Origin of the sequence: Rhodovulum sp. ES.010 (assembly GCF_900142935.1) — a bacterium.
GTDB lineage: Bacteria > Pseudomonadota > Alphaproteobacteria > Rhodobacterales > Rhodobacteraceae > Rhodovulum.
Genome location: NZ_FSRS01000001.1, coordinates 2,838,386 through 2,863,513 on the forward strand (window position 1 = coordinate 2,838,386; position 25,128 = coordinate 2,863,513).

The 25,128-nt window shown below is 65.4% G+C and carries 24 protein-coding genes, 1 tRNA gene and 2 pseudogenes; 16 read left to right on the plus strand and 11 right to left on the minus strand.

Annotation, left to right across the window (positions count from 1 at the left end; translation table 11 throughout):
• Positions 1-13: 13 nt before the first annotated feature.
• Positions 14-571, minus strand: a complete 558-nt coding sequence (locus BUR28_RS13960; protein ID WP_074220686.1) for an invasion associated locus B family protein — start codon at positions 569-571, stop codon at positions 14-16.
• Between the two features lie 174 nt (positions 572-745).
• Between BUR28_RS13960 and BUR28_RS13965 the strand changes: the two genes are divergently transcribed.
• From BUR28_RS13965 to BUR28_RS13980, 4 genes are all read left to right on the plus strand, one after another.
• Positions 746-1,744 carry an asparaginase gene (locus BUR28_RS13965; protein ID WP_074220687.1) on the plus strand — a complete coding sequence of 333 codons (999 nt, stop codon included), beginning with the start codon at positions 746-748 and terminating at the stop codon, positions 1,742-1,744.
• A 63-nt stretch (positions 1,745-1,807) separates the two neighbouring features.
• Positions 1,808-3,082 carry an aspartate aminotransferase family protein gene (locus BUR28_RS13970; protein WP_074220688.1) on the plus strand — a complete coding sequence of 425 codons (1,275 nt, stop codon included), beginning with the start codon at positions 1,808-1,810 and terminating at the stop codon, positions 3,080-3,082.
• Positions 3,079-4,065 (plus strand): phosphotransferase enzyme family protein, encoded by a 987-nt coding sequence (locus tag BUR28_RS13975; RefSeq protein WP_074220689.1) that lies wholly within the window; start codon positions 3,079-3,081, stop codon positions 4,063-4,065. The genes BUR28_RS13970 and BUR28_RS13975 overlap by 4 nt, the downstream gene beginning before the upstream one ends.
• An 89-nt stretch (positions 4,066-4,154) precedes the next feature.
• A complete protein-coding gene (locus BUR28_RS13980) occupies positions 4,155-4,421 on the plus strand; it encodes a hypothetical protein (protein ID WP_074220690.1) in 267 nt (88 codons plus the stop codon).
• 19 nt (positions 4,422-4,440) lie between these two features.
• Here BUR28_RS13980 and pncB read toward each other — a convergent pair whose 3' ends face one another.
• Positions 4,441-5,739 (minus strand): nicotinate phosphoribosyltransferase, encoded by a 1,299-nt coding sequence (gene pncB / locus BUR28_RS13985; RefSeq protein WP_175566952.1) that lies wholly within the window; start codon positions 5,737-5,739, stop codon positions 4,441-4,443.
• The gene (gene pncA, locus BUR28_RS13990; RefSeq protein ID WP_074220691.1) at positions 5,736-6,344 is read right to left on the minus strand and encodes a bifunctional nicotinamidase/pyrazinamidase; all 609 of its coding nucleotides are present in this window, start codon (positions 6,342-6,344) and stop codon (positions 5,736-5,738) included. The genes pncB and pncA overlap by 4 nt, the downstream gene beginning before the upstream one ends.
• Before the next feature lie 106 nt (positions 6,345-6,450).
• On the opposite strand from pncA, the gene BUR28_RS13995 reads away from it, so the two are divergent.
• The 3 genes from BUR28_RS13995 to BUR28_RS14005 all read left to right on the plus strand — a co-directional run bounded on the left by BUR28_RS13995 (position 6,451) and on the right by BUR28_RS14005 (position 9,141).
• Positions 6,451-7,377, plus strand: coding sequence for an oxygen-dependent tRNA uridine(34) hydroxylase TrhO (locus BUR28_RS13995; RefSeq protein WP_074220692.1), 927 nt, complete (start codon positions 6,451-6,453; stop codon positions 7,375-7,377).
• 35 nt (positions 7,378-7,412) lie between these two features.
• Positions 7,413-8,099: a hypothetical protein gene (locus tag BUR28_RS20150; RefSeq protein ID WP_074220693.1), complete on the plus strand. Its 687-nt coding sequence runs from the start codon at positions 7,413-7,415 to the stop codon at positions 8,097-8,099.
• Between the two features lie 109 nt (positions 8,100-8,208).
• Positions 8,209-9,141, plus strand: coding sequence for a CHAD domain-containing protein (locus BUR28_RS14005; protein WP_074220694.1), 933 nt, complete (start codon positions 8,209-8,211; stop codon positions 9,139-9,141).
• 43 nt (positions 9,142-9,184) lie between these two features.
• Here the strand turns inward: BUR28_RS14005 and BUR28_RS14010 are convergent, their stop codons facing one another.
• The 3 genes from BUR28_RS14010 to BUR28_RS14020 all read right to left on the minus strand — a co-directional run bounded on the left by BUR28_RS14010 (position 9,185) and on the right by BUR28_RS14020 (position 12,415).
• Positions 9,185-9,856 carry an SDR family oxidoreductase gene (locus tag BUR28_RS14010; RefSeq protein WP_074220695.1) on the minus strand — a complete coding sequence of 224 codons (672 nt, stop codon included), beginning with the start codon at positions 9,854-9,856 and terminating at the stop codon, positions 9,185-9,187.
• A gap of 82 nt (positions 9,857-9,938) precedes the next feature.
• The gene (locus BUR28_RS14015) at positions 9,939-11,300 is read right to left on the minus strand and encodes a vWA domain-containing protein (RefSeq protein ID WP_254813753.1); all 1,362 of its coding nucleotides are present in this window, start codon (positions 11,298-11,300) and stop codon (positions 9,939-9,941) included.
• Positions 11,297-12,415 carry an AAA family ATPase gene (locus BUR28_RS14020; protein ID WP_074220696.1) on the minus strand — a complete coding sequence of 373 codons (1,119 nt, stop codon included), beginning with the start codon at positions 12,413-12,415 and terminating at the stop codon, positions 11,297-11,299. Before BUR28_RS14020 ends, BUR28_RS14015 begins: the two co-directional genes overlap by 4 nt.
• 171 nt (positions 12,416-12,586) lie before the next feature.
• Here BUR28_RS14020 and BUR28_RS14025 point away from each other — a divergent pair, with 171 nt between their 5' ends.
• Positions 12,587-13,909, plus strand: coding sequence for an ABC1 kinase family protein (locus BUR28_RS14025; RefSeq protein ID WP_074220697.1), 1,323 nt, complete (start codon positions 12,587-12,589; stop codon positions 13,907-13,909).
• Between the two features lie 73 nt (positions 13,910-13,982).
• Positions 13,983-14,059, plus strand: a tRNA-Pro gene (locus BUR28_RS14030).
• 281 nt (positions 14,060-14,340) lie between these two features.
• Here the strand turns inward: BUR28_RS14030 and BUR28_RS14035 are convergent.
• Together BUR28_RS14035 and BUR28_RS14040 are read right to left on the minus strand one after the other, a co-directional pair.
• A pseudogene (locus BUR28_RS14035) lies at positions 14,341-14,618 on the minus strand (IS21 family transposase); the annotation flags it as partial.
• Between the two features lie 89 nt (positions 14,619-14,707).
• The gene (locus tag BUR28_RS14040) at positions 14,708-15,286 is read right to left on the minus strand and encodes a cupin domain-containing protein (protein ID WP_074220698.1); all 579 of its coding nucleotides are present in this window, start codon (positions 15,284-15,286) and stop codon (positions 14,708-14,710) included.
• A gap of 120 nt (positions 15,287-15,406) precedes the next feature.
• On the opposite strand from BUR28_RS14040, the gene gabT reads away from it, so the two are divergent.
• From gabT to BUR28_RS20155, 6 genes are read left to right on the plus strand one after another with little or no spacing between them, the layout of a single operon-like run.
• Entirely contained in the window at positions 15,407-16,708 is a 1,302-nt protein-coding gene (gabT, locus tag BUR28_RS14045) for a 4-aminobutyrate--2-oxoglutarate transaminase (protein ID WP_074220699.1), read from the plus strand.
• Positions 16,709-16,723: 15 nt separating this feature from the next.
• Positions 16,724-17,938 carry an acyl-CoA dehydrogenase gene (locus BUR28_RS14050; RefSeq protein ID WP_074220700.1) on the plus strand — a complete coding sequence of 405 codons (1,215 nt, stop codon included), beginning with the start codon at positions 16,724-16,726 and terminating at the stop codon, positions 17,936-17,938.
• A gap of 49 nt (positions 17,939-17,987) precedes the next feature.
• A complete protein-coding gene (locus BUR28_RS14055) occupies positions 17,988-19,418 on the plus strand; it encodes an aldehyde dehydrogenase family protein (RefSeq protein ID WP_074220701.1) in 1,431 nt (476 codons plus the stop codon).
• Between the two features lie 4 nt (positions 19,419-19,422).
• Positions 19,423-20,526, plus strand: coding sequence for a butyrate kinase (gene buk / locus BUR28_RS14060; protein WP_074220702.1), 1,104 nt, complete (start codon positions 19,423-19,425; stop codon positions 20,524-20,526).
• Positions 20,526-21,440: a phosphate acyltransferase gene (locus BUR28_RS14065; RefSeq protein WP_074220703.1), complete on the plus strand. Its 915-nt coding sequence runs from the start codon at positions 20,526-20,528 to the stop codon at positions 21,438-21,440. Before buk ends, BUR28_RS14065 begins: the two co-directional genes overlap by 1 nt.
• Complete coding sequence (locus tag BUR28_RS20155) at positions 21,437-21,631, plus strand: 3-hydroxyacyl-CoA dehydrogenase NAD-binding domain-containing protein (RefSeq protein WP_074220704.1); 195 nt, start codon at positions 21,437-21,439, stop codon at positions 21,629-21,631. The genes BUR28_RS14065 and BUR28_RS20155 overlap by 4 nt, the downstream gene beginning before the upstream one ends.
• Positions 21,632-21,716: 85 nt before the next feature.
• Here BUR28_RS20155 and BUR28_RS20820 read toward each other — a convergent pair.
• The 3 genes and pseudogenes from BUR28_RS20820 to BUR28_RS14085 all read right to left on the minus strand — a co-directional run.
• Positions 21,717-21,878, minus strand: a pseudogene (locus BUR28_RS20820) (hypothetical protein); the annotation flags it as partial.
• Positions 21,879-22,484, minus strand: a complete 606-nt coding sequence (locus BUR28_RS14080) for an IS630 family transposase (RefSeq protein WP_139307493.1) — start codon at positions 22,482-22,484, stop codon at positions 21,879-21,881.
• Positions 22,471-22,767, minus strand: coding sequence for a hypothetical protein (locus tag BUR28_RS14085; RefSeq protein ID WP_074220705.1), 297 nt, complete (start codon positions 22,765-22,767; stop codon positions 22,471-22,473). The genes BUR28_RS14080 and BUR28_RS14085 overlap by 14 nt, the downstream gene beginning before the upstream one ends.
• Before the next feature lie 321 nt (positions 22,768-23,088).
• Here BUR28_RS14085 and BUR28_RS14090 point away from each other — a divergent pair, with 321 nt between their 5' ends.
• On the plus strand, positions 23,089-25,107 hold the full coding sequence (locus BUR28_RS14090; protein WP_074220706.1) for a hypothetical protein: 2,019 nt from the start codon (positions 23,089-23,091) through the stop codon (positions 25,105-25,107).
• The last annotated feature ends 21 nt before the right edge of the window (positions 25,108-25,128 follow it).

Here is a 25,128-nt window from a genome sequence, read left to right on the forward strand (position 1 = left end):
CGCTATCCCGCGCTCAGTTGCCGCCGCAGCGCTGCTCGGCCTCGTCCATCGCGGCGGTGAAGCCCATCAGCGAGAAGGTGTCCTTGGTCGTCGTCCCGCGTGACGAGACACCGGTCACGACCGCTTCGGCGCCGCGCTTCATCGCGGCGAGAAGCCGGGCGTCGTCTTCCTTGGAGGCCGGCCAGGCATAGCCCGTCATCTCGCCGCTCTCCTCGACGTTCTGCGTGAAGAGCTCGAACGCGCTGTCGCCGATCTCCACCTTCACGGTGGACCCGTCGGCGAAGGGATAGCCGCCCCGGAAGGACACTTCACCCGCGACACCCGATCCCGGGCGGAAGCTCACGAAAAGCAGGATCTCGCCGCGGCGAACCTCCACCACGCGGCCGTCGCGGCTGTTGACGGTTTCCTTGGGCGGCGACACGCCCCAGCATTCGGTCGGGTCGCTCTCGACGAAGACGTTCCAGTCGGTCTTGACCGCGACGTTGTTGGTCGATTCCTCCTGCGCCTGGGCCCCCCAGCCCGCAAGCGCCATCACCCCGCCCAGAAGGGCCGTTCGTATCGGGGATGTCATCGTGATACAGCCTCCAGCCGTGCTTGCCTCTGTGCCCGCCCGATCGGCCCTGGTCCGACGGTTTTTCGTGTGGCGGGGCGGTTTGCAACTCGATATGCCCAGCCTAGCCTAGGGTCGCGCGGAAGTGAAATCCCTCTTGGCACAAAATCGCGTGGGCTTGAAGGGGAGGTGTGCATGGCCGGTGCGGTCGAGATGGTGGAGGTCTGGCGCGGCGACATGGCCGAGTCGCGCCATCGCGGGCATGCGGTGGTCTGTGACACCGACGGCGAGATCGTCGCGGCCTGGGGCGACCCGCAGGCGGTGATCTACCCGCGTTCCTCGGTCAAGATGATCCAGGCCCTGCCGCTGATCGAGAGCGGCGCGGCCGATGCCGCCGGGCTGGACGACGGGGAACTCGCGCTGGCCTGCGCCTCGCACGAGGGCGCGCCGCTGCACGTGGGCCGCGTGGCGGCCTGGCTCGGCCGCCTGGGTTTTGCCGAGGCCGATCTGCGCTGCGGCGCGCAGCCCAGCCGCGACCGCGCCGAGCGCAAGCGCATGTTGATCGCCGGTGAGGCGCCCAGCCAGTTGCACAACAACTGTTCGGGCAAGCATGCGGGCTTTCTCACGCTCTCGCGGCATCTGGGCGGAGGGTCGGACTACAACGACCCCGACCACCCGGTGCAGCGCGCCGTTCGGGCGGCCTTCGAGGAGGTGACCGGTCTGGAGAGCCCGTGCCACGCCGTCGATGGCTGTTCCGCCCCGAATTATGCCACGACGATGCACGGGCTGGCCCGCGCGATGGGCTTTTTCGCCGGCGCGCGCGCCGACGCGGCCGACAGCCGCGCGCGGGCCGCCGGGCGGCTGGTCGATGCGATGCGGGCCCATCCCGACCTTGTCGCGGGCGAGGGCCGCGCCTGCACGGAGATGATGCGCGCCATGGCGGGTCGCGCCGCCGTCAAGACCGGGGCGGAGGGGGTTTTCGTGGCGATCCTGCCGGACCGGTGTCTGGGCGTGGCGCTCAAGATCGAAGATGGCGCGACGCGGGCCTCGGAGGCCGCCATTGCCGGGCTTCTGGCCCATCTCGGCGCGCTCGACCGCGATCATCCCGCGGTGCGCAAGCGGCTTGGCGCGCCTATCGTCAACTGGCGCGGGGTCGCGACGGGGGAGGTCCGGCTCGCGTTCGGCTTCGCCTGAGGTAGCGCTTGCCATCCGCCGTTGCGCGACGTCAGATTGGGGCGAAATCCGGGTGAGGACCACATGAGCGAAACCCTACTCGAACGCCGCGCCCGGCTGATGGGCCCGAACGTGCCGACCTTCTATGCCGAGCCGCTGCACCTGGTGCGCGGCGAGGGCGTGTGGCTCTGGGATGCGGACGGGCGCCGGTATCTGGATTGCTACAACAACGTGCCCCATGTCGGCCACTGCCACCCCAGGGTGGTCGAGGCGATCGCCCGGCAGGCGGCGACGCTGAACACGCACACCCGCTACCTGCACGAGGGCATCCTCGACTATATCGCGCGGCTGACGGCCACGATGGGCCAGGAGCTGACCCAGGCGATCATGGTCTGCACCGGGTCCGAGGCGAACGACGTGGCGATCCGCATGGCGCAGGCCGCGACCGGGGCCACGGGGCTGATCGCGACCGACAACACATATCATGGAAACACGGCTGCGGTGAGCCACCTGTCGACGCGCCGCCCGCCGATCGGCGGCTATCCCGCGCATGTCCGGCTGGTGCCCGCGCCCGAAAGCCTGGCGCCGCTGGGCGGAAGCCGGGAGGGTCAGGCGCGGGCCTTCGCCGAAAACGTCGCGCGGGCCATAGCGGACCTCGAGGAGGCCGGTCACGGCTTTGCCGGGTTCATGCTGTGCCCGTTCTTCGCCAACGAGGGCTTTCCGATGCTCGACAAGGGGTTCCTCGATCCCACCGTGGCGGTGATCCGGCGTGCCGGCGGGCTTGTGGTTGCCGACGAGGTGCAGCCCGGCTTCGGGCGGTTGGGCGATGCGTTCTGGGGGCACGCGGCGCTGGGCTTCGCGCCGGATGTGGTGACGCTGGGCAAGCCCATGGCGAATGGCCATCCCGTGGGCGCGGTCGTGACCCGGCCCGACATCATGGAGGCGTTCCGGAGCGCGTTCGGCTATTTCAATACCTTCGGCGGCAATCCTGTCTCGGCGGCGGCGGCGATGGCCACGCTCGAGGTGATCGAGCAAGAGAGGCTTATGGACAACGCGCGTGCCGTGGGGGACCACGCGCTGGAGCGTCTGCGCGACTTGCGCCACCCGATGCTGGCCGAGGTTCGGGGAAAGGGACTTTTCCTCGGGGCGGAGTTCGTCCACGAGGACGGAACCCCCGCCTCCGGTTTCGTCGAGTCGCTGGTCGAGCGGATGCGGGCGCGCGGCATCCTGCTGAACCGGATCGGGCGTGCGATGAACACGCTCAAGATCCGCCCGCCCCTGCCGTTCTCGCGCGAGAACGCAGACCTCATGGTCGACACGCTGGCCGAGGTGCTGGCCGAAACGGAGGTGCCCGCGTGACCGAAGAGGAAGCGTTGGAACTGGCCCAGGAGGCCGTCACGCATTGGGCGGGGTGCGAAGGCCCGCGCCTGATCTCCCACCGGGAGAACGCGGTCTTCGCGATGGTCCTTCCCCGGGCAGAGCGCGGCGTTCTGCGTCTTCACCGCCGGGGCTATCAGTCCGAAGAGGCGATCCGGTCCGAACTGTGGTGGATGGAGGCGCTGGCCGCGGCGGGCCTGTCCGTTCCGCGACCCCAGCGCACCGACGACGGGGCGTTGCTGGCCCAGCTTGCCGACGGGCGTATCTCGTCCGTCCTGGGCTGGGTGGCGGGCGATCCGCTGGGCGAGGGCGGCGAACCCCTGGCCGGCAGTCCCGACGACCAGATGCGCCGCTATGCCAGCGCCGGGCGTGCCATCGCCCAGCTGCATGTGGCGACCGACAGGCTGCACCTTCCCCCGAGCTTCACCCGCCCGCATTGGGATATCGAGGGTCTGCTCGGTCCCGCGCCCTTCTGGGGCCGGTTCTGGGACCATCCCTCTGCCAGCGAGCAAGAGGCGATCCTTTTGCAGGAGGCGCGCCGTTTCGCGCGGGAACGGCTGTCCGACTACGCCGCGCAGGGCGCGGACCAGGGGCTGATTCATGCCGACCTCTTGCGCGAGAACATCCTGTTCGACGGCCACCAGGCGCATCTGATCGATTTCGACGATTGCGGCTTCGGTTTCCGGCTCTACGATCTTGGCACCGCGCTGTCCCAGAACCTGGAGGAACCCGCGCTCGACCGGATCGCGACGGGGCTGGTCGAGGGTTATGGAACACTGCGCCCGCTCACCGACGATGATGTGGCCATGCTGCCGGTTTTCGTCATGCTTCGGACTCTGGCCTCGGTCGGATGGACGATGCCGCGGCTTGCGCCGGGCGACCCGCGCATCCGCGGCTATCTCAACCGCGCAGTCCGAACCGCCCACGCGGTTCTGGAGGGGCAGCGGCTGTTTCGGGTGCATTGACGTGCGAGGCGCCGCGCCGCTGGTCAATTCGCGGATTGGTAATAGTTTCGTCTCAGACTGTCGCGCCGAACCACCTGACGGAAACCGCAATGCCCAGAACGCTTTTCACTCTCAGCATTCCCGAGCGGCTCAACACGCTTCCGGTGTTCCTGGCTCTTCGCCTGTCCGACGACTGGACGGAGCCGCGCCCCTGGACCATCGGCAACCAGGCCATGCCCTATGTCGGGTGGCACGTCACGCGGCGCGAGAACGGCCGTCTTCTGACGGTGATGCTGGGTCCGCTTGCGGTTCTGGCGGCGGTGCCCCCGGCGCCGGAGCATACCAACGGCCCCGGCTCGGTCGACCGCACGGGGTGAGCCGGGACCGCGCGCGGCCTCAGACGACGACCTCCATCGCCTTCTGCGCGCCCACGTGGAAAACACGTTTGTAGCGTTCGATTTCGTCGGCGGGCCCCATCGCCTTGTTGGGGTTGTCTGACAGCTTGACCGTGGGTCGCCCATTGGCGCTCACGGCCTTGCAGACCAGCGAGAACGGCGCCAACCCGTCATCGGGCACGAGCCCGCGGAAATCGTTGGTCAGCAGCGTTCCCCAACCGAAACTGATCTTGGCCCTGCCGACGAAGCGTTCGTAGAGATCGATGATGACATCCGCATCCAGCCCGTCGGAGAATATGATGAGCTTTTGCGTCGGGTCCTCGCCGCGCGATTTCCACCAGGCAATGGCGGTCTCGGCGCCCTCGACCGGGTCGCCCGAATCGATTCGGATCCCGGTCCAGCCCGCCAGCCAGTCGGGCGCGTTTTCCAGAAACCCCTTTGTGCCGTAGGTGTCGGGCAGGATGACCCGCAGGTTGCCGTCGTGTTCCTCATGCCAGTCGGCGAGCACGCGATAGGGCGCTTGCCGCAACTCCTCGTCCGTCTCGGCCAGCGCGGCATAGACCATCGGCAGCTCGTGCGCGTTGGTCCCGATCGCCTCGATGTCGCGGCGCATCGCGATCAGGCAGTTCGAGGTGCCGACGAACTTGTCGCCCAACCCCTCCATCATCGCCTGCACGCACCAGTCCTGCCACAGGAAGGAATGCCGGCGCCGCGTGCCGAAATCGGCCACCTTCAGCTTCTCCAGCGGGCGCAGGCGCTGGATCTTCTCCCACAGCTTGGTCATGGCGCGGGCATAGAGCACCTGCAGCTCGAACTTGCCCATATGCGCCAGAACCGCGCGGCCGCGCAGCTCCATCAGCACGGCGAGCGCGGGGATTTCCCACATCATCACCTCGGGCCAGCGCCCCTCGAAGGTCAGCTCGTACTGGCCGTCGCGCTTTTCCAGGGTGTAGGGCGGCAGTTGCAGGTTCTCGTACCACTCCATGAAATCGGGGCGGAACATCTGCCGCTTGCCGTAGAAGGTGTTGCCCCGGAGCCATGTGCTTTCTCCGCGGGTCAGGCGCAGGGTGCGTATATGGTCGAGCTGTTCGCGAAGTTCGCCCTCGTCGATCAACTCGGCCAGCCGGATTTCGGTCGTGCGGTTGATCAGGGAAAAGCTGACATGCGTGTCGCGCCGGTTGCGGAACACCGACTGGCACATCAACAGCTTGTAGAAATCGGTATCGAGAAGGGATCGGACGATCGGGTCGATCTTCCACTTGTGGTTATAGACCCGGGTGGCGATATCCACGTTCGTCACGGTTCCAGCACCACGTTCGCGTCCAGCATGGATTGGCGGGCATCCTCCAGCGAGCCGTTGAGGTCGATGCCGCGCGTCGCGCCTTCCAGCACGGTGACCGCATAGCCCAGCCGGACCGCGTCGAGGGCCGAGTAGAGCACGCAGAAATCCGTCGCGAGCCCGACCAGCGTCAGGTGATCGACGCCCTTGTCGGACAGGTAGTCGTCGAGGCCGGTCGGGGTTTCGTGGTCGTTCTCGAAGAAGGCGGAATAGCTGTCGATTTCGGGGCGGAACCCCTTGCGCACGATGTGATCGGCCTTGGACACGTCGAGATCGGGGTGGAATTCGGCGCCCTCCGAGTCCTGTACGCAGTGTACGGGCCAGAGGATTTGCGAGCCATAGGGCATGTCGACCACGTCATAGGGCTTCTTGCCCGCGTGGTTCTCGGCGAACGAACTGTGGTCGGCGGGGTGCCAATCCTGGGTCAGCACGCGAGTCTGGAACTCGTCCATCAGGGCATTGACGCGCGGAACGATCTTCTCGCCGCCGGGCACTTCGAGGGCGCCGCCCGTGCAGAAATCGTTCTGCACGTCGATCACGATCAGGGCTTCGTTGGCGGGTCGCATGGGCCATCCTCCGGTCGCTACAGCCTTTGGGGTTAAGGGGGGGACCCCCTCAGGTCAATGCCCCGCTCTTGCCGCACCCGGGCCGCCTGGCGTATCCCTTTGCCCCATGTTTACCGTGGCCGCGCTCTATCGCTTCACCCGGTTCGAGAACCCCGAAATCTTGCGCGCCCCTTTGCTGGAGGCCTGCACGGCCGCCGGGGTATGCGGCACACTCCTGCTTGCCCGGGAAGGGATCAACGGCACGATAGCAGGCCCGCGTGCGGGCGTCGACGCGGTGCTTGGGCATATCCGGTGCCTGCCGGGCTGCGCCGATCTCCGCTGGACAGAGAGCGTTGCGCGGGAACGGCCCTTCGGCCGGATGAAGGTGCGCCTGAAGCGCGAGATCGTGACGATGGGGCAACCGCATGTCGGCCCGGGGGCGTCCGTTGGCCGCTATGTCGAACCGCGCGACTGGAATGCCCTGGTCCGGGCGCCCGACATCGCGCTGATCGATACGCGCAATGCCTACGAGGTCGCGATCGGCACGTTCGAGGGCGCCATCGACCCCGGCACGCAGAGCTTCCGGGATTTTCCGGCCTGGTGGGCGGCGAACCGCGAGCGCTTCCACAACCGGCGGATCGCGATGTTCTGCACCGGCGGCATACGCTGCGAGAAATCGACCAGCTTTCTGCGCGGGCAGGGCGTGGAAGAGGTCTTTCACCTCAAGGGCGGTATCCTCGGCTACCTCGACCAGGTGCCCGAGGCCGAGAGCCTGTGGCGCGGCGCCTGCTTCGTGTTCGACGGCCGGGTCTCTGTCGAACATGGGCTGCGCGAGGGGCCGCATGTCCTCTGCCATGCCTGCCGGCGTCCGCTGGCGCCTGGGGACCTGGCGCGGCCGGACTATGAGGAAGGCGTTCGGTGCCACAAATGCGCCGGGGAGTATTCGCCGCCCCGTCGCGCACGATTCCGCGAGCGGCACCGCCAGGTCCGCCTGGCCAAGGCGCGGGGCGCACGCCACCTCGGCCGGTCTGGACGGCCCGGGAAGACAGGCTAGAGTTACTCCACCTACAGGTTGCAGAGGCTCTGCCCATGCTCCACGTCGTGACACCGTCGACCGTGTCCAACCGGTCGGCCCTCAAGATCCGCAAGGTGCCGCGCAAGCTCAGCGCTTACGGCTTCGGGGTCCTGCCGCCGGGATCGTTCGGCAGCAGTATTTACTGGCGGATGGTGATGGAGGTGTCGTTCCTGCGCTACCTGCTTGCGTTGAGCCCCTTCCCGGTATTGATCCTGATGTTCCCCGATCTCGCGCTGCCGATCGGCCAGGCGCCGGCGCTGATGTTCCTCATGGTCTATCTGGTGGAGTCGCGGGTGCTGTCGGTGGACAACCCCGAGCGGCGGAGGCGGCTGATGCCCGAGGAAGAGGCCGAACAGGGCGCCGACATCGCCAAGGTGCGGGGGCGTGACATCCTCACGCGGATCGCTGCGAAGCGGGGGCTGAAGGCGGGCGAACTGCACATGGTTATCGAGCAGTCCGCGCTGGCGCGGATCGCGCCTCTGACCATCGTCTCGGTGCAGTCCGACATGCCGGAACCGCATGTCCTCGACCTCGACGCGGAAGAGCAGCAGCTGATCCGCGACACGCTCTTCGATGCGGAGTTCACCGAACAGCGGATGCATATTTCCAGCCTCGCTCTGGGCCGGTTCATGCACGACGTCACGTTGGAGGCCAGGAGCGTGTCGGCCCATGCCCGCCTGGAGGCGCTGGCCACGGCCTGAGCCCGCGGGGTGCAACGTGCCGCCCGGTGCCGGCGTTGACTCCCCGAGCCGGTGGCGGGCGTCCAGGCGTGCCCGCATGGCCCGAGACGGAAGGGAGCAGCCGCAGCGCATGGCCTATCGCATCAAGGACAGCGACGACAGCCTGCAGGACGCCGTGCGCAGGATCGCTGACGAACAGATCGCGCGGGCGCTGGGCGAGATCGACGACCCCGACCTGGCGTTCAATGCGCGGGTGCATCAGGTGCGCAAAAGGTGCAAGAAGCTGCGCGGGCTGGTGCGGCTGGTCCGCCCTGCCTTCGACGGTTACGCCGATGAGAACACCGCCTTCCGCGACGCGTCGCGGCGCATCTCGGCCGTCCGCGACGCGGATACCCTGATCGAGACCTATGACGCCGTGACCGCGCATTTCGAGGACCAGATCGATCGCCGGTCCTTCGCTTCGATCCGCGCCCGGCTGACCTGCGACGCGACCGCGCTGCGCGCGGATCCCGAAACCGCCCGGCGCCTCAAGACCGTGCGCGACGGGATGGAGGACGCGCGCGGGCGCGTCGCGGACTGGTCGCTCGACGCCGACGGATTCGACGCCATCGCGGGCGGCTTGGGCAAGACCTACAGGCAGGCCCGCAAGCGGATGGAAGAGGCGTGGCAGAGCCCGACCGGCGAGGCGCTGCACGAATGGCGCAAGCGGGTCAAATACCACTGGTACCACGCGCGGCTGCTGGGCGGGGTGGCGCCGCAGATGATGGCGCCGCACGCGGATGCGGCCGACGAGATGTCGGACCTTCTCGGCGACCACCACGACCTTGTGGTTCTGGACGCACCGCTTCGCGGCGCGCCGGGCGATTTCGGCGAAAAGACCGATCTCGACGCTTTCCGAGGCCTGATGACGCGCCGCCGCGAGGCGTTGGCGCGCAGGGCGTTCCACCTCGGCCGTCTCCTGCTGGCCGAGCGGCAAAAGGCGCTGGTCAAGCGCTGGGGCGGCTACTGGACGGCATGGTGCAACGACGAGATGGCGCCGGAGCGGCTTCGCGTGAAGGCATGAGCGCCGCGCCCGGTTGCGGCACCCGGGCGCGGCGTCACCGCTCTCAGTCCGTCGGCATGATGTGGATCTCGCGCAGTTCGGCGCGGTGGTTCTGGCTGAGCGCGTACACCACCGCGTCGGCCACGTCCTCTGGCTTGAGCTTGTCGGGTTTGGGTTCGTCGAAGAAGGGCGTGTCGACCATGCCGGGTGAAATCAGCGTGCAGCGCCCGCCCCATTCGCGCATCTCTTCCGACATGTTGCCGGCATAGCCGTGCACGAACCACTTGGTCGCGCCGTAGATCGAGCCCTTGATGTGCCGCCGCCCGGCGGCCGAGCCGGTCAGCACCAGGTGCCCGCGCGTCTTGCGCAGTTCCGGCAGCGCGGCCCGGGCGGTGTAAAGCACGCCCATGACGTTGAGGTCGACCAAGGCGCGCCATTCGTCGGGGTCGCCGGTCTCGGTGCCCGGCGTGTCGAGGCCGCGCCCGGCATTGGCGAAGGCGGCGTCCAGCGCCCCGAACCTGTCGACCGTGCGGGCCACCGCCGCTTCCTGGGCCGAAAGGTCGGTGGCATCGCCCTGGATCGTGAGCGCGGCGGCGCCCAGCTCCTTTTCCAGCGCTTCCAGCTTGTCGGCGGATCGTGCCATCAGCGCGACGTTCCAGCCGCTCGCGACCGCCGCGCGCGCCGTGGCCGCCCCGATGCCGCTGGATGCGCCCGTGATCAAAAGCGTTTTCGCCATTCCTGCCTCCTGTTGCTTCGTTCCGGTTATCTGCCTGTGTCTCCGAACGTTCGGGGCTCGGGTGCGTTGCGTCCCTGCCTACCTACCGCGCGAGGCTAAGCACCCGCCCGAAGGGCGCGCCATGGGCGGGCGGGTCGCCGGGCACGGCCCAGATCACGGGCAGGCCCGGCGGTGGCGGCGGGCCGAACGGGCCTTCGAGATCGGTCAGGAGCACGACCGCAGAGGGGTCGAGTGCCAGCGCCGCCCCCATCACCTCGATGAAGGAGGTGCCCCCCTCGCGGCTGAACAGGATGTCGCTGATTCGCTTCTCCCAGGACGCGCCGCCCATCACGGCATGACTGCGCACCGCCTGGTCGAAGACCAGCACATGGGTTTCGGCGCCGGTGCGCTTGGCAATGGCGGCCAGTTCGGCTGCGAACTTTGCCAGAAGCGGCCCGTCGACGGAGGCCGAGCTGTCAACGCACACCGCGATCCGGGGGATCTCGCGGTCGCGCAGCATGCCGGGCTCGAAGGCGGGGGCCGGCGCGTTGCGCTGGCGCGCATCGGCATCGCGGGCGAGCCAGCGCCGCGCGGGCCGCGTGCCCAGCGGCCGAGGGTCCAGCATCACCGCGCGGGTCACCAACCCGCGCAGCACCAGTTCCCAGGGCGTATGTACCTCCGGCAGGTCGGCCAGCCGGTGCCCGAGCGTCCCGATGCCGTAGCCCGCAAGCCGGCCGGCCTCCATCGCGCGGGCGACGCGCTGGCGCCACTCGGCATCCTCTTCGCGTCCGGCACCGTCGTCGGTCTCGTCGCGGCCGGTTTCCAGGTCGGGCGCGAAACCCTGCTGCTCGGCATAGGCGCGGGCGGCCTCGGCCAGCGCCCCGCCGGGCCGGGGCCTGTCGCCACCCTCGCTGCCCTTTCCCTCACCCTCGCCCTTGCCGCCGCCGCCGGCCGCCCCCTTGTCGCCGGGACGGCCCTTGCGCGGGGGGGCGTCCTGCAACAGCTGGATATAGAGCCGCTCGGCATCGTAGGTTGTTACCGCCTCTTCGCCGCCCATCTGCTCGCGCGTGGTCGCCTTGAGCAGGCCGGTCAGCCGCACCGCAGGCCGGGGCAGGATGAAGCCGGTGAGCATCAGCGTCTCGTTCACGATGGCGTCGGTGGCGAGGTTGAACAGATCCTCGTCGTAGCGGTCGCCGAAGCGGACATACATCGCGTGCGAGCGCGGCGCGTGGCGGAAGGCGATATGCAGGATATGATGCGCTGCCAGCCCGATCTGCTCGGGCAGGCTCAGCCCCTCGAAGCCGGGCCCGTAATAGATCGCCTGCCCGTCGGTCCAGGCGGCGTCGTCGCGCCGGTCGCTGTCGGCATGGCTGCACCACAGCGCCAGCGCGGCGAAGGCGGGGTCCTGTTCGGCCAGCTTTTGCAATGCCCGTGTCGCGCGGGCCGAATGGCGCTGCGGGATCACGCGAGCCCCGCTTCCTTCCGCTCTTCGCGATAGGCGCGGTAGGCGTCATGACCGAGGAAGCGTTCGCCGAGCCCGAGGTCCAGACCCTTCCGGATCAGCCCCTCGAACCCGTAGGTCGTGAGTTCGCCCAGCGGCATGCGCTTGAACTCGTCCTCCTCGCGCAGCCGCGCAAGCTGGCGGATATCGGCCATGGTGTCGATCACGGCGGTCACGTTGCGCGACTCCAGCACCCCGATGAGGCCGTAGATCAAGGCGTTCAACCCGTGCATCGAGGCGGGATAGAGAGCGATCCGCTGTTTCCGGTCGGCCTCCAGCATGTCCTGAACCTGCACCGTCGCGGCGATGTCGTCGGCGATCATCGCGAACTCGGCGGCGACCGCCTCGCCCACGGTGCCCGCGACCAGCACGTTGCGCGTGCGCCGCTCGGGCACGGCCTTAAGGATATCGCTGACGCGTTCCCAACTGCGCGGCGTGGTGGCGATCAACTGGCCCTCGGCCACGGTGCGTTCGGTCGTGTCGAGCAGGTCGGGGCGGGTCTTGATGAAGGCGACAACGGTAGCATGCAGCCCCTTCGGCACCGCGTAATTGTCCAGCCAGTCGGCGGCCGCGGCCTGCACGTGCAGGTGGATCAGCCGGTCGGACAGCGCGGTGTTCATCTGATAGGCGATGGCGCCGTCCTCCACCGTGTTGCCCGCGGCGATCACGAAGACATTGTCGGGCAGCCGGTGCCGGCCCACGCGGCGTTCCTGCAACAGGCCATAGACCGTGGGCTGCAGCATCGGCGAGGCGGCGGTCAGCTCGTCGAGGAACAGGATCGAAGGGTGGGCGGGGTCGTCCGGCAGGTCCTCGGGCCGGTACCACTTGGTCTTCTGGGTCTCGTGATCGTAGTAGGGCAGGCCGCGCAGGTCCTGCGGCTCGATCGTGGTCAGGCGAAGGTCGAACAGCCGCGCGCCGATCTCGTCGGCCAGTTGCTCGACCACCTGGGTCTTACCCACGCCCGGCCGCCCGTGCATCATGTAGGAGGCGAGCATGTGCCCGCCCCTCTGCGCCTCCCAGCCGGCGCGCAGCACGTCCAGCGCCTCGCCCGCCGACACGATCATCGCGTTCACGCTCATCCCGCCTCCATCGTTTCGCGACCTTTCCCCGCCACTTAGTGCGCGTTGCGGCCGGATCACATGGGCAATTCAAGGCATGGTCGTTGCGGCGACCGCTTCTGTGCCTATGTCACAGCGCAAGCCCGCTTGGCGCGCTAGGGTCGCGCCGAAGACTCCCCCGAAGGATATAAGATGCCCGAGCAGAAACCCGATTCCCGTGCCCTTGCCGTTCCCAGCGGCCGGTTCAGCCGCATGGCCCGCTTCGGCGCGCTGACCTCCAACATCGCGGGCAACATGGCGCTGCACGGCGCCCGACAGGTGGCGCAGGGCAAGCGGCCGCAGGCCCGCGACCTGCTGCTGACGCCCGCCAATGCGCGTAAGGTGGCCGATCAGCTTGCGCATATGCGCGGCGCGGCGATGAAGGTCGGCCAACTCGTCTCGATGGACGCGGGCGATATGCTGCCGCCGGAACTGGCCGATATCATGGCGCGGCTCCGGGCGGATGCGCATTACATGCCGGGCGGCCAGTTGAAACAGGTGCTGAATGCTAACTGGGGCGAGGGCTGGCAGAAGCGCTTCGCGCGGTTCATCGTCCGTCCCATCGCCGCCGCTTCGATCGGGCAGGTCCACCGCGCGCAGGCCAAGGACGGCCGCGACCTGGCGATCAAAGTGCAGTATCCCGGCGTGCGCCGTTCCATCGACAGCGACGTGGACAACGTGGCCTCGCTGATGCGCTTTTCCGGCTTGATGCCAAAGGAACTGGACATCGCGCCGATGCTCGACGAAGCCAAGCGCCAGCTTCACGAGGAGGCCGATTACGAGCGCGAAGGCCGATACATGCGTCGCTTCGCAGACCTGCTTGCGGAAGCGCCGGATTTCGTGGTGCCCGAGTTGCAGGTCGACCTGACCACGCGCGACGTTCTGGCCATGACCTATCTCGATGGCCAGCCCATCGAGAGCCTCGGGGATGCGCCGCAGGAAGAGCGCGACCGGGTGATGGAACTTCTGATCGGCCTGTTGTTCCGCGAGCTTTTCGAGTTCCGGCTGATGCAGACCGATCCGAACTTTGCCAACTACCGCTACCAGCCCGAGACCGGTCGCGTGATCCTGCTCGATTTTGGCGCCTCCCGCGAGTTCGATCCGGAGATGGCCGACCAGTTTCGTGCGCTGATGCGGGCCGGGCTGTCGGGCGACCGCGACGCGGTGCGCCGGGCGATTCTCGATATCGGCTTCTTCGCCGAGGACACGGCCGCGCATCATCAGCAGACGATGCTCGACATGTTCGAGATGTCGATGGAGCCGCTGCGTCGGCCGGGTGCCTTCGACTTCGCCGAGAACGACCTTGCGATTCGGATGCGCGATGCCGGCATGGAGCTCGGGGCCGACCGCGATTTCTGGCACATCCCGCCGATGGACACGCTGTTCATGCAGCGCAAGTTCGGCGGCGTTTACCTTCTGGCAAGCCGGCTCAAGGCACGGGTGGACCTGCGCGCGATCATCGAGCGCTACCTTTGAGGCCGGTCCGCCGGGGCATGCCGGATTGACCCTTGCCAAAGCGCGCCGCGCGGGGTAATCCGCGCGGCACGGTCGGAGTGTAGCTCAGCCTGGTAGAGCACTGTCTTCGGGAGGCAGGGGCCGGAGGTTCGAATCCTCTCACTCCGACCAATAGAATAAAGGCTTCCAACCTTCGTTCGCGGTTTTCGATGCCCTGCGTTTCTGGGGCAGTCCCCGGATATGACATTTACTCAATCGAAACTGGGACGATTGGTCGGTCCTTATGGGATGCGCAGAATCGGCGGCTAAGGATATCGAGTCGCCGCGCCCGTCGGGGCGACGTCTGCGGGCCGGGGCATTGCCCCCCATGTTCGCAGTTCCTGATCATCCCGCCATGCCCAGTCCCTCGAGCCGTCTGGCGGGATCGAGCACGCGCATCGGGGTGTCATCGGAATACCCCAGATCGTCCTGTGCGGAATGTCGGCATGTTTGTTCGCCCTGACGTAGGCGATGCATCGGTCCTCGAGCCAACCATTCATCTCGGCAAACGATTTGAGCTTCGGGCGGGGCACGAAGAACCGGCGCCGGAGAACCCCCACCTGGTTCTCGACCTGCCCCTTTTCCCAGCCCGACGCCGGTGTGCAGGCGACTGGTCCACCAGATAGTGCCCGCACATCTGTTCGAGCCGGCGATTGTAGGCGCGATCCTTGCCGACAAAGATCGTGTCCACCCGCAGGGGCGCACTCCAGAAGAGACTTAACTTCTGAACGAGGACAATCCGGGGAGCAGGCCAATCAGGGGAAGTGGGTCTGTGACGAGTTAAAGATAAGGAGGCGTGCAGGCGGAGACCACTATGGCAACTCGATCCGAAATATTGCGAAAGCGGTGCGGCTCGTGAGAATGAAACAAATAAGCATCCCCAGCCTTCAAGACCTTTGTGTGGTTCCCGACTGTTACCTCTAGTTCTCCAGACACAACGACACCGCCTTCGCTGGCCGGATGGGAAAGCATATCAGCGCCGGTATCCGCCCCCGGCTCGTAGGTCTCGTGCAATATCTGCAAACCAAAGTCCCTCGCATTGCCTACCTGTCTGAGAGTCAATCGTCCGATCGTGTCGACCCTGTCCGAGTAGATCCGTGACGTCAGGTCCTTAAGCTGGTCCGGCGTAAAGAACACATCGTCAGCCAGATTCGCCTCTGGCTCAAAAAACTCTGACATCCCGATGCCTAATCCGCCCAAGATTCTGCGCAGAGTGGCCACTGACGGGCTACTCTTATTCGTCTCGACCATCGATATCTGACCGTGAGGAACCCCGGCAGCCTCCGCAAGCTGTCTTTGGGATAATCCCTGTTTTGCTCGAAGTTCTCGCAGCCTTGCGCCCACGTCAAAATCGTTCATCGCTCTGCCTTCCACTACATCGGGCTATCGAATTTAGACCGAGCCGTCCTGGAAAAAAAGATTTGCGTAGCTCAAGATACAGAGCTAAAGTGCTTGAAATATTGCGCACCAGAGGACACCATGTCTCACACAGAGGAACTTAAGAACCGCCGCGACACTGCCGTCGCAAATGGGGTGTCCACGCGCGGCATCTATGCCGCCAAGGCAATGAACGCAGAGCTTTGGGATGTTGATGGCAAGCGGTTCATCGATTTCGCCGCCGGTATCGCCGTGAACAACACCGGCCACCGTCATCCTAAACTGATGGCCGCCGTGGCCGCCCAAGCCGAGCTTTTTGCCCACACGTGCTTTCACGTTGCGCCGTACGAGGGCTATGTGAAGCTGGCCGAGCGGTTGAACTCCTCGACGCCCGGCGCGTTCGAGAAGAAAACGATGCTGGTGACAACCGGGGCCGAAGCCGTAGAGAACGCGGCCAAGATGGCGCGTGCTTATACCGGCCGGTCCGGTGTCATCGCGTTTTCCGGCGCGTTTCATGGCCGAACGCTGATGGGCATGGCGCTTTGCGGCAAGGTTACGCCCTACAAAAAAGCCTTTGGTACCATGCCTTCGGAGGTCTACCACGCAGCCTTCCCGAATACTTATCACGGTGTCACATCCGATATAAGCCTTGCCTGCCTTGATGAGTTGTTCCGCTCAACAATCGACCCTCAGCGAGTGGCCGCGATTATCATCGAGCCGGTACAGGGCGAAGGCGGGTTCAATACCGCACCTGCAGAGTTTCTGCGCGGTCTGCGCGCGATCTGCGATACGTATGGCATCGTTCTGATCGCGGACGAGGTTCAGGCAGGTATGGCGCGTACCGGCAAGTTGTTTGCGATGGAGCACGCGGGCGTTGCCGCAGATTTGGTAACGATGGCCAAGGGTTTGGCCGGAGGCTTCCCCCTGTCCGCCGTGACAGGCCGGGCCGAGATCGTCGACGCCGCTCCGGCCGGTGGGATCGGGGGCACATATGCAGGCAACCCGCTGGCCGTTGCCGCCGCGAATGCCGTGCTAGATGTCATCGAGGAAGAGAAGCTGTGCGCCCGGGCCGAAGAGATCGGTGCCCGCATCTCCCAGCGCCTGAAAACCCTGTCAGAGCGGCAAGGCATGGAGTCCATCGGCGATGTCCGGGGCCTGGGGGCGATGATCGCGTTCGAGCTTGTAAGCGACCGCTCGTCGCGGACCCCGGACGCGACTCTGACGCAGGCGATCGTGACAGAAGCCGAAGGGCGCGGGCTTATCATCCTGCCATGCGGCACCTACGGCAACGTTGTGCGCCTGCTGCCCCCACTGACAACACCCATGGAACAGGTGGATGAGGCGCTCGACATTATCGAAGCGTCCATCGAGGCAGCCATCAACAAGATGGCTCAGGCCGCCTGAGGAAGAGGACAGGACATGCCCACACACCTCTCACCGCAAAGCCGGCCGGAACTCGGTCATTTCGCCTGGGATGATGCGTTCCGTCTGGACGAGCAATTGACCGCAGACGAACGCATGATCCGCGACGCAGCCCGTGCCTATGCGCAGGAAAAGCTTCAGTCGCGCGCGCTTGCGGCCTTTGAAGCGGAAGAGACCGATCCCGAGATTTTCCGCGAGATGGGCGAGATGGGGCTGATCGGCGTCACCACCCCGGAAAAGTATGGCGGCGTCGGTGCCGGTTATGTCAGCTACGGACTTGTCTCCCGCGAGATCGAGCGCGTCGACAGCGGGTACCGTTCGATGATGTCGGTGCAATCTTCCTTGGTGATGTACCCGATCTATGCTTACGGCTCTAACGCGCAACGTCAGAAGTACCTGCCGAAGCTGGCGAGTGGTCAATGGATAGGCTGCTTCGGATTGACCGAGCCGGATGCGGGCAGCGATCCGGGTGGGATGACGACCGTCGCGAAGAAAACCGCTGACGGATACGTCCTGTCCGGCACGAAAATGTGGATATCCAATGCGCCGATCGCCGACGTCTTCGTGGTTTGGGCCAAATCCGAGGCGCATGGGGGCAAGATTCGGGGGTTTGTCCTTGAAAAGGGCATGAAGGGTCTTTCGGCACCCAAGATCGGCGCCAAACTTTCGCTGCGCGCTTCGATCACTGGCGAGATTGTCATGGACCGCGTTGAAGTGGGCGAAGATGCGCTTTTGCCGAATGTCGAGGGGCTGAAAGGGCCATTCGGCTGCCTGAACCGCGCCCGCTACGGGATTTCCTGGGGCGCCCTCGGAGCGGCGGAATTCTGTTGGCACGCTGCGCGGCAATACGGGATGGACCGCAAACAGTTTGGTAAGCCGCTAGCGCAAACGCAATTGTTCCAGAAGAAACTCGCCGACATGCAGACCGAGATCGCTTTAGGCCTGCAAGGCGCATTGCGTGTTGGCCGGTTGATGGAGGAAGGCAACGCTGCCCCAGAGATGGTTTCCATCGTCAAGCGAAACAATTGTGGGAAGGCCTTGGATATCGCGCGCATGTCTCGCGACATGCATGGCGGTAACGGCATTTCCAGTGAATTTCATGTAATCCGGCATATGGTCAATCTTGAAACTGTGAACACCTATGAAGGCACGCACGATATTCATGCGCTGATCCTGGGCCGTGCCCAGACAGGTCTTCAAGCGTTCTTTTGACCATCGCGACCGAGGACGGTGAGTCGCGCGAAAATTCGGAGTGACTGTGATGAAAAAGAACCTCGTTGCCGGGGAATGGATCAGTGCGGCCGATTTCTCGGAAAATCTGAACCCGTCGGACATCTCGGATATCATCGGTCAGTACGCGCGCGGATCGGCAAACGACGTCGATACCGCGGCCCGCGCGGCCCGCGCGGCGCTACCGGCGTGGATCGCCAAAGGGCCACAAGCCCGGTCCGATCTGCTTGAGGCCGTTGCGAAGACGCTGATGGCCCGCGCGGACGAGATCGGCACATTGCTGGCGCGCGAAGAAGGGAAAACTCTGGCCGAAGCAAAAGGTGAGACGCTCCGCGCCGCACAGATCTTCCGGTTCTTCGCTGGAGAGGCTGTGCGAGTCGGCGGCGACGCGCTGCTTTCGGTCCGCCCGGGCGTGTCGGTTGAAGTCATCCGCGAACCGGTGGGCGTGGTCGGAATCATCACGCCCTGGAATTTTCCGATCGCAATCCCGGCGTGGAAAATTGCGCCGGCTCTGGCCTACGGCAACACGGTTGTCATGAAGCCGGCCGACCTCGTTCCAGGCTGCGCACATGTTTTGGCCGAAATCTTGCATGCTTCCGGGTTGCCGCCGGGTGTCTTCAACCTTGTGATGGGGCGCGGATCGGTGGTTGGCGACGCGATCGTCACGCATCCCGAGATTGACGCGATCAGTTTCACGGGCTCCGTCCCGGTCGGACGCGCGCTGGCCGTGTCTGCCGCGCAAGGCATGAAGAAAATCCAGCTGGAGATGGGCGGAAAGAACCCGATGGTGGTTCTGAACGATGCCGATCTGGGCTGTGCGGTTGATGCCTGCATCAACGGTGCGTTCTTCTCGACTGGCCAGCGCTGCACCGCGTCGTCCCGGCTGATCGTCGAGGATGGCATTCACGATGCTTTCGTGGAACAGCTGGTCGCCCGAATGCAGGCGCTGCGGGTCGGCAATCCGCTAGATGCCGCGACGCAAATCGGCCCGGTGGTTTCGGCCTCGCAGTTGCAGGGGAACTTGGCCTATACGAAACTGGCTCGCGATGAAGGCGCGGAAGTTGTCGGCGGCGAACGGCTGAATGGTGAAACCGAGGGGTATTTCCAGCGCCCGGCAGTCTTCTTGAATGCGACGAATGAAATGCGGTCCAGCCGGGAAGAGATTTTCGGGCCATGCGCAAGTGTCATTCGCGCCGCGGATTTCGACGAAGCCTTGGCCTTGGCCAATGATACGGAGTTCGGTCTGAGTGCCGGGATTTGCACCGCAAGCCTGAAGAGCGCGCGGGCCTTTCGCCGACATGCGGCTGCCGGAATGGTCATGGTCAACCTGCCCACCGCCGGAGTCGACTACCACGTGCCATTTGGTGGGCGCAAAGGCTCGTCCTATGGGTCTCGTGAACAGGGACGCTACGCCGCCGAGTTCTATACGACCGTCAAAACGGCCTACGAATTCGCGGGGTGACGAGATGACAGATGCCGCCATCTTGTCGATCAATCCCGGAACCACTACGACCCGCTGCGCTCTCTACGGGTGGTTGGGAACCGCGCTGAAGACCATCGCCGAAGAAGCGCTCGACCATGACGAAACGGTCATGGCGGGCTTTTCCACTATCGCCTCGCAGCTTGAGTTTCGGCGCCAGCACATCGAGACCTTTCTGAACGAGCAGCTTGGCAGACATCGCCTTGTCGCCTGCGCCGGGCGGGGTGGGATGCTGACACCTGTGCCGTCGGGTGTGATTTCCGTCGACGAGGCGCTTGTCGAGTTTGCGCTGCACACGCCCGTCTATCACCACGCGAGCAACTTGGGCGCGCCTCTGGCTCATGGGATTGCCGCCCGTTATGGCGTCGGGGCCTTTGTGGTCGATCCGGTCAGCGTCGATGAGCTTGCGCCGGTTGCCCGTGTTTCGGGCTTTGCCGATATTCCTCGGTTCTCTTTTGTGCACGCACTCAACATCCGGGCCTGCGGACGCCGTCTGGCCCGCGAGATGGACAAGCCCTTCGATCGGTTGCGCGCGGTCGTGGCGCATCTTGGGGCCGGTTTTTCGATTGCCGCCTTGGTCGATGGGCGGCTTGTGGACAGCTCGAACCGCATGGAGATGTCGCCGTTTACACCCGAACGCGCAGGCGGTCTGCCGCCCTTGCCATTGATCGAGTTGTGTTATTCGGGGACGTATACGCGTGAAGAGTTGCTGTCCAAGCTGTATGGCAAAGGCGGTGTGTTCGGCCTGTTGGGCACGAAGGACATTCGACGTGTCGAGGCAATGATAGAGGACGGCGATAGAAAAGCTGCGCTGGTGTATGAGGCGATGCTGTATCAGATCGCCAAAGCCATTGGTGCAATGGCTTCCGTTGCCGATTTTGACTTGGACGGGGTCATCCTGACGGGCGGTCTTTCCAACAGCGCTCGTGCCACCGCCTATCTGAGGCACAAACTATCCCGCCTAGCGCCGGTGCATGTCTATCCCGGAAGCGATGAATGCCGGGCACTGGCCGAGGGGGTTGCTCGCGTGCTGGCGGGCACAGAAGCACCTTTGTCCTGGCCAGTCTCCAGCTCGAGGCAGGTTGCGTGATGGGGGTCAGAAGCTTCGACGAACTGCGCGAACGGGCGCTGACCCGTGCACCACTTCGGCTTGTCGTGGCCGGTGGCGAGGGCCCCGAGATTGCCGCCGCAGTCATTGCCGCGCTTGAGAACGGGCTTGCCGATCGCGTTCTGGTGGCTGGCGATCCCTCAAAGATGACGCCATTGTATCCCGATCCATTGACATCCGCAGTTACCTTTCTGTCCGCGCTGGATGCCGCTGATTGCGCAAGCCATGCTATCGCTGCCATTCATGAGAATCTTGGCGACGTCCTGATGAAGGGTCATGTCGACAGCACGTCGTATCTTCGGGCGATCATGAACCGCGATCACGGGCTCAGAAGCGGCAGTACATTGTCCAATGTGACGGTTGCCGAAATGCCGTCGTTGAACCGGCTGATCGCGGCAACGGACAACGGTATCGTCCCGTCCCCGGACCTGGCGCAGAAACGCCGGATCATCCTCAACACCCTGCCGCTGTTTCGCGGTTTGGGCATTGCCCCGGTTCAGGTGGCCGCGGTCTGTGCGACCGAGAAGGTATCGGATGCGCTGCCTGCGACCCGGGACGCTGAAGCGCTGGCCCGCGAAAGCAACGATGGCGGCCTGCCCGGCTTCGAGGTCGGCGGCCCAATGGGCTATGACGTCGCCGTCAGCGCACAAGCCGCGCGGATCAAGGAGCTTGGCGGGGTTCCCGCTGCGGGGCGGGCCGACCTGCTTTTGTTTCCCACGATCGACGCCGCCAACAGCGTGGCAAAGGCATGGAAGTTCCAGGGACAGGCCCGGACAGGTTCGATTGTCCTAGGCGCGAAGGTTCCGGTTTTGCTGAACTCGCGGTCGGACTCGGTAGAGCGCCGCATCGACGCGCTTCTGCTTGCGGCGGCGGTGTTGGACGGAGGCCAAGCATGAACGTTCAAACAGTCGGCGTCGTCGGGGCTGGCCAGATGGGCAATGGCATCTCGCATGTCTTTGCCCCTTCGGGTTTCGATGTGATCCTGAGCGACATCTCCGAAGACGCCTTGGCCCGCGCGCGCAAAGATCGAGGCAAACACGGCGCGGCAGGTCGCAAAAGGGCAGATCACCGAGGACAACCGCGATGATGCCCTGAAACGGTTGGCGCGGTTCGCCGCTGGCATCGGCTCCGGCGAAGAGCCAGTTTTTCCGACCGATCACCACGGGCTTGACCTCGTGGCGCTGAGCGACCTGGGCGACCATCGCGCGGTCCACACCGACAGAGGCCACGATTGACAGCTTCTGATCATCACTCCAGCGCCGACGCCGGTCGACGCCAAGGATCTCGCCTCTCATGCAGCATCCGCTAAGACACGTCGCTAGAGCGCGTCGCATTTAATCGGCCTCATAGCCGGCCGCCTTGAAGTAGTTGTAGCATTCTTGGTCTGAGACGAGGTCGCAGACATGGCCGACGGCCGCCCAAAGTTGATCGTAGGTTCGCGCGGCTGCCTTCCTTATGAGCGACTTCAGCTTTGAGAACGCCATTTCGATGGGGTTCAGGTCCGGGCTGTAAGGCGGCAAGAACAGGAACCAGGTGCCAATCGCACGCAGGGACGCCGCTGCGGCCGGGGCCTTATGGCTCGACAGGTTGTCGAGAATGACAACGTCGCCTTTGCGCAGCGTCGGCCCCAGCTGGGTTTCGATGTAGAGGGCGAACATCTCGGCGTTCATCGCCCCGTCGATGATCCATGGTGCGTCGAGCCGGTCGTGGCGCAGGGCCGCGACGAAGGTCTGGGTGCGCCAATGTCCGAACGGCGCGTGATCGACGAGGCGCTGCCCGAACGGGGCCCAGCCGGTCGTCTTGGCCATGTTGGTTTTGACCGAGGTCTCGTCCACAAAGGCCAGCCGGTCCAGATGGTTGGCCATGAAGGGCTGGCGTTTCGCGATCCAGATGCGCCGCAGATCGGCGACATCCTTGCGCTTCTGCTCAAGCGCCTGCAGGTCTTTTTTCGTGCGTCAGACCAAGCCCGCGCAGCACCCGCCAGATCGTGCCGCGATGGACCTCGATGCCATGGGTTTCGGCCAGCTCAACGGCCAATTCATCGAGCGTGATCTCGCCCTTGGCGGCGACGCGGGCTTCGATCCAGCCGGTCACGCCCGCAAGCTTGCCGTGCCCGAGGAGATCGTTCTCGACAACGGGCCCGAAGGCGCCAAGCAAGGCGCTGTTGGACTGCTGCAACCATACCGGCTCTCGGGCACCGGCGTAAGCCGGGTCGTGCGCCAACGCCGTTTCTTCTTTGTGCGACCACATGCCTGGGCTAAGCTGATGCGATATTGGTAGGCGTATTGAGTTTCGCATTTTTCCAAGCTTTGTCGCTGTCTGGATTTGGCGTTCTCCGTGCCCCAAGCGTTCTCCGAAGGATTGATAACAGGGACGGGTGTCCGTCGTGACTGGGTCGACCTGCGGGACCAGCGCTATCTTCCCAATTTGTCCGTGCTCCGCCACAGGGTTTGGCTCGATCCGCGGCTTGTGAGCGTCGATGCCGGGACGGGGCTGGAGATACCGGTATTCGGCGTGCGGAACCAGGGAGAGAGCGGGCGTTGCGTGGGGTTTGCGCTCGCCAACCTGATCGACATCCAGCGCCATCTGCAACGCTTCCGGCGGCCCGATGCACCGGCCGGCGGGCAGGGCGGCGAGGCCGCGCCCGACCGGGACGTCGTGAGCGCCGACATGCTTTACCGGATGGCGTATTTTCACGATCGATACCCGGACGCCGAGGAGCAGCTTGCCCCGAGCGGGGAAGGCGTGCGAACCCTGCGCTCGGCCATCAAGGGCTTCTACCATCACGGCGCCTGCCTCGACTGGCCCGATCCGTCCCCGCGGGGGGAACCGGCACGCTGGCAAAGCACATGTTTCAGTGCCGACAGCCCGGACCGGGACCGGCTTTTCCCGTCGGTCGAACAGGCGAAGAAGGCGCGCGAGATCGTGCTCGGGGCGTATTTCCGGCTGGCGTCCATTCTGAACCACTTTCATGCCGCGCTGAACGAAGCCGAAGCGATCCTCGTGACCGCGAACATCCACGACGGATGGCTCGGCGCCACGCCGGCGACCGGCGGACGGATCGCCTGGCCGCCGCGCCTCGGGAAGACGGGGACCCATGCGTTCGTGCTGGCGGGCTATGACGAACACGGGTTTCACGTTCTCAACTCCTGGGGGCCTGAATGGGGCGGCTATCAAGGCCGGGCCGGTCTGGCATTGTGGAGCTACGACGACTGGGCCCGCAACGTGATCGACGGCTGGGTCCTCCGGCTGGGTGTGCGGGCGCCGGCGGCCTTCGGGGCCACGATCGGCGAAAAGGGCACCAAGGGTCTGGTGGGCGCGATCCAGACGGGGTCGACGCCGTGTCTGGACCTGGTCGGCCATTACATGCACCTCGACGACGGGTTCCATATGGCAACCGGGTCGTACCCGTCCTTCCCCGAAAGCTGGGATCGCACGCGCGGCTATCTTGCCGACAAGTTGGATCCGAAAGCCGACCCCACCGAGGCCGAGCAGAACACGTACCGCGGCCTGCTGCTTTGGATTCCGGGCAGTCTGGAGGGGATCGAGCCGGCCTTCCGGGCCGCGGTGCAGCGCAAGGCGCCGATCAAGGCGCTGGGCCTCTATCCCTATTCGATCTTCTGGTGCAACAACTTCGTCGAGAAGTCTCTCGAGGTGCTGGAGATCATCTTTGAAAGCTGCAAGGCCCAGGTCGGGGAAAACGCCGCGCATCTGGACAGCCTGATCGAACAGCGCGTGCAGGGGGTCGGCCGCGCCTTCTGGCGCGACATCGAGATGAGCGCGCGGCGGGCGGTCAGGGGCACCGGCGAACTGCCTTACGAACCCGACGAGACCGATGCGCCCCGGCGACTCGAGCGCGGCTACCTGGCCGACCTTCTGGCCGACATGATGAAACTCAAGGCCGAGACCGGCTGTGAACTGCACCTTGTGGCCGAGGGTGCGGGCGCGCTCGTCTTGCACGAGATGCTGTCGGTCATCGACGAAGACGCCGGGCTGACGCCCAAGAGCCGCCGGTCTTTCTGCGGCCACGACACACGGGAATTGTTCGACTCGCTTCACCTCGTGCATCCCGCCATCGGGATGCCCCGCGCGCAGAAGCTGCTGGTACCGTTGATCGCGGACATGAACGGAAAGATCGCGGGCAAGCGCAGGCGGGCGAGCAGGGCGCGGAGCCCGAACGTCCAGCCGCTTCTCAAGACGAAGATGCGACCGCCGGCCCGGGTCTACATGCCCACGCCGGATCTCGAGGAAGCGGTTCACTTCGGCATTTACGGCAAGTCGATTCTGCACCTGGTGGCGCGGTCATTCGAGGATCGCTACCCGGTCCCGGGCGCCGCCGAGAACGCCGACCCGGTCCATCTCCGTGCGCCGCGGCCGTTTCTCGGCATGGCCGAGATCGCCGAGGACGAAGAGTTCCAGGCGCCCGGCGCGATCTACCGGCTAAACCGCGTCGTGACCCAGACGCATGCGAACGATCGCGTCTCGCAGACCGAGCTTAACCGGGACGCGACGATCACGAACAGCATATTCGAGTCGATCAAGGCGATGCGCCGCACGGACTGATTGCAGAGGGGAGGACTACAA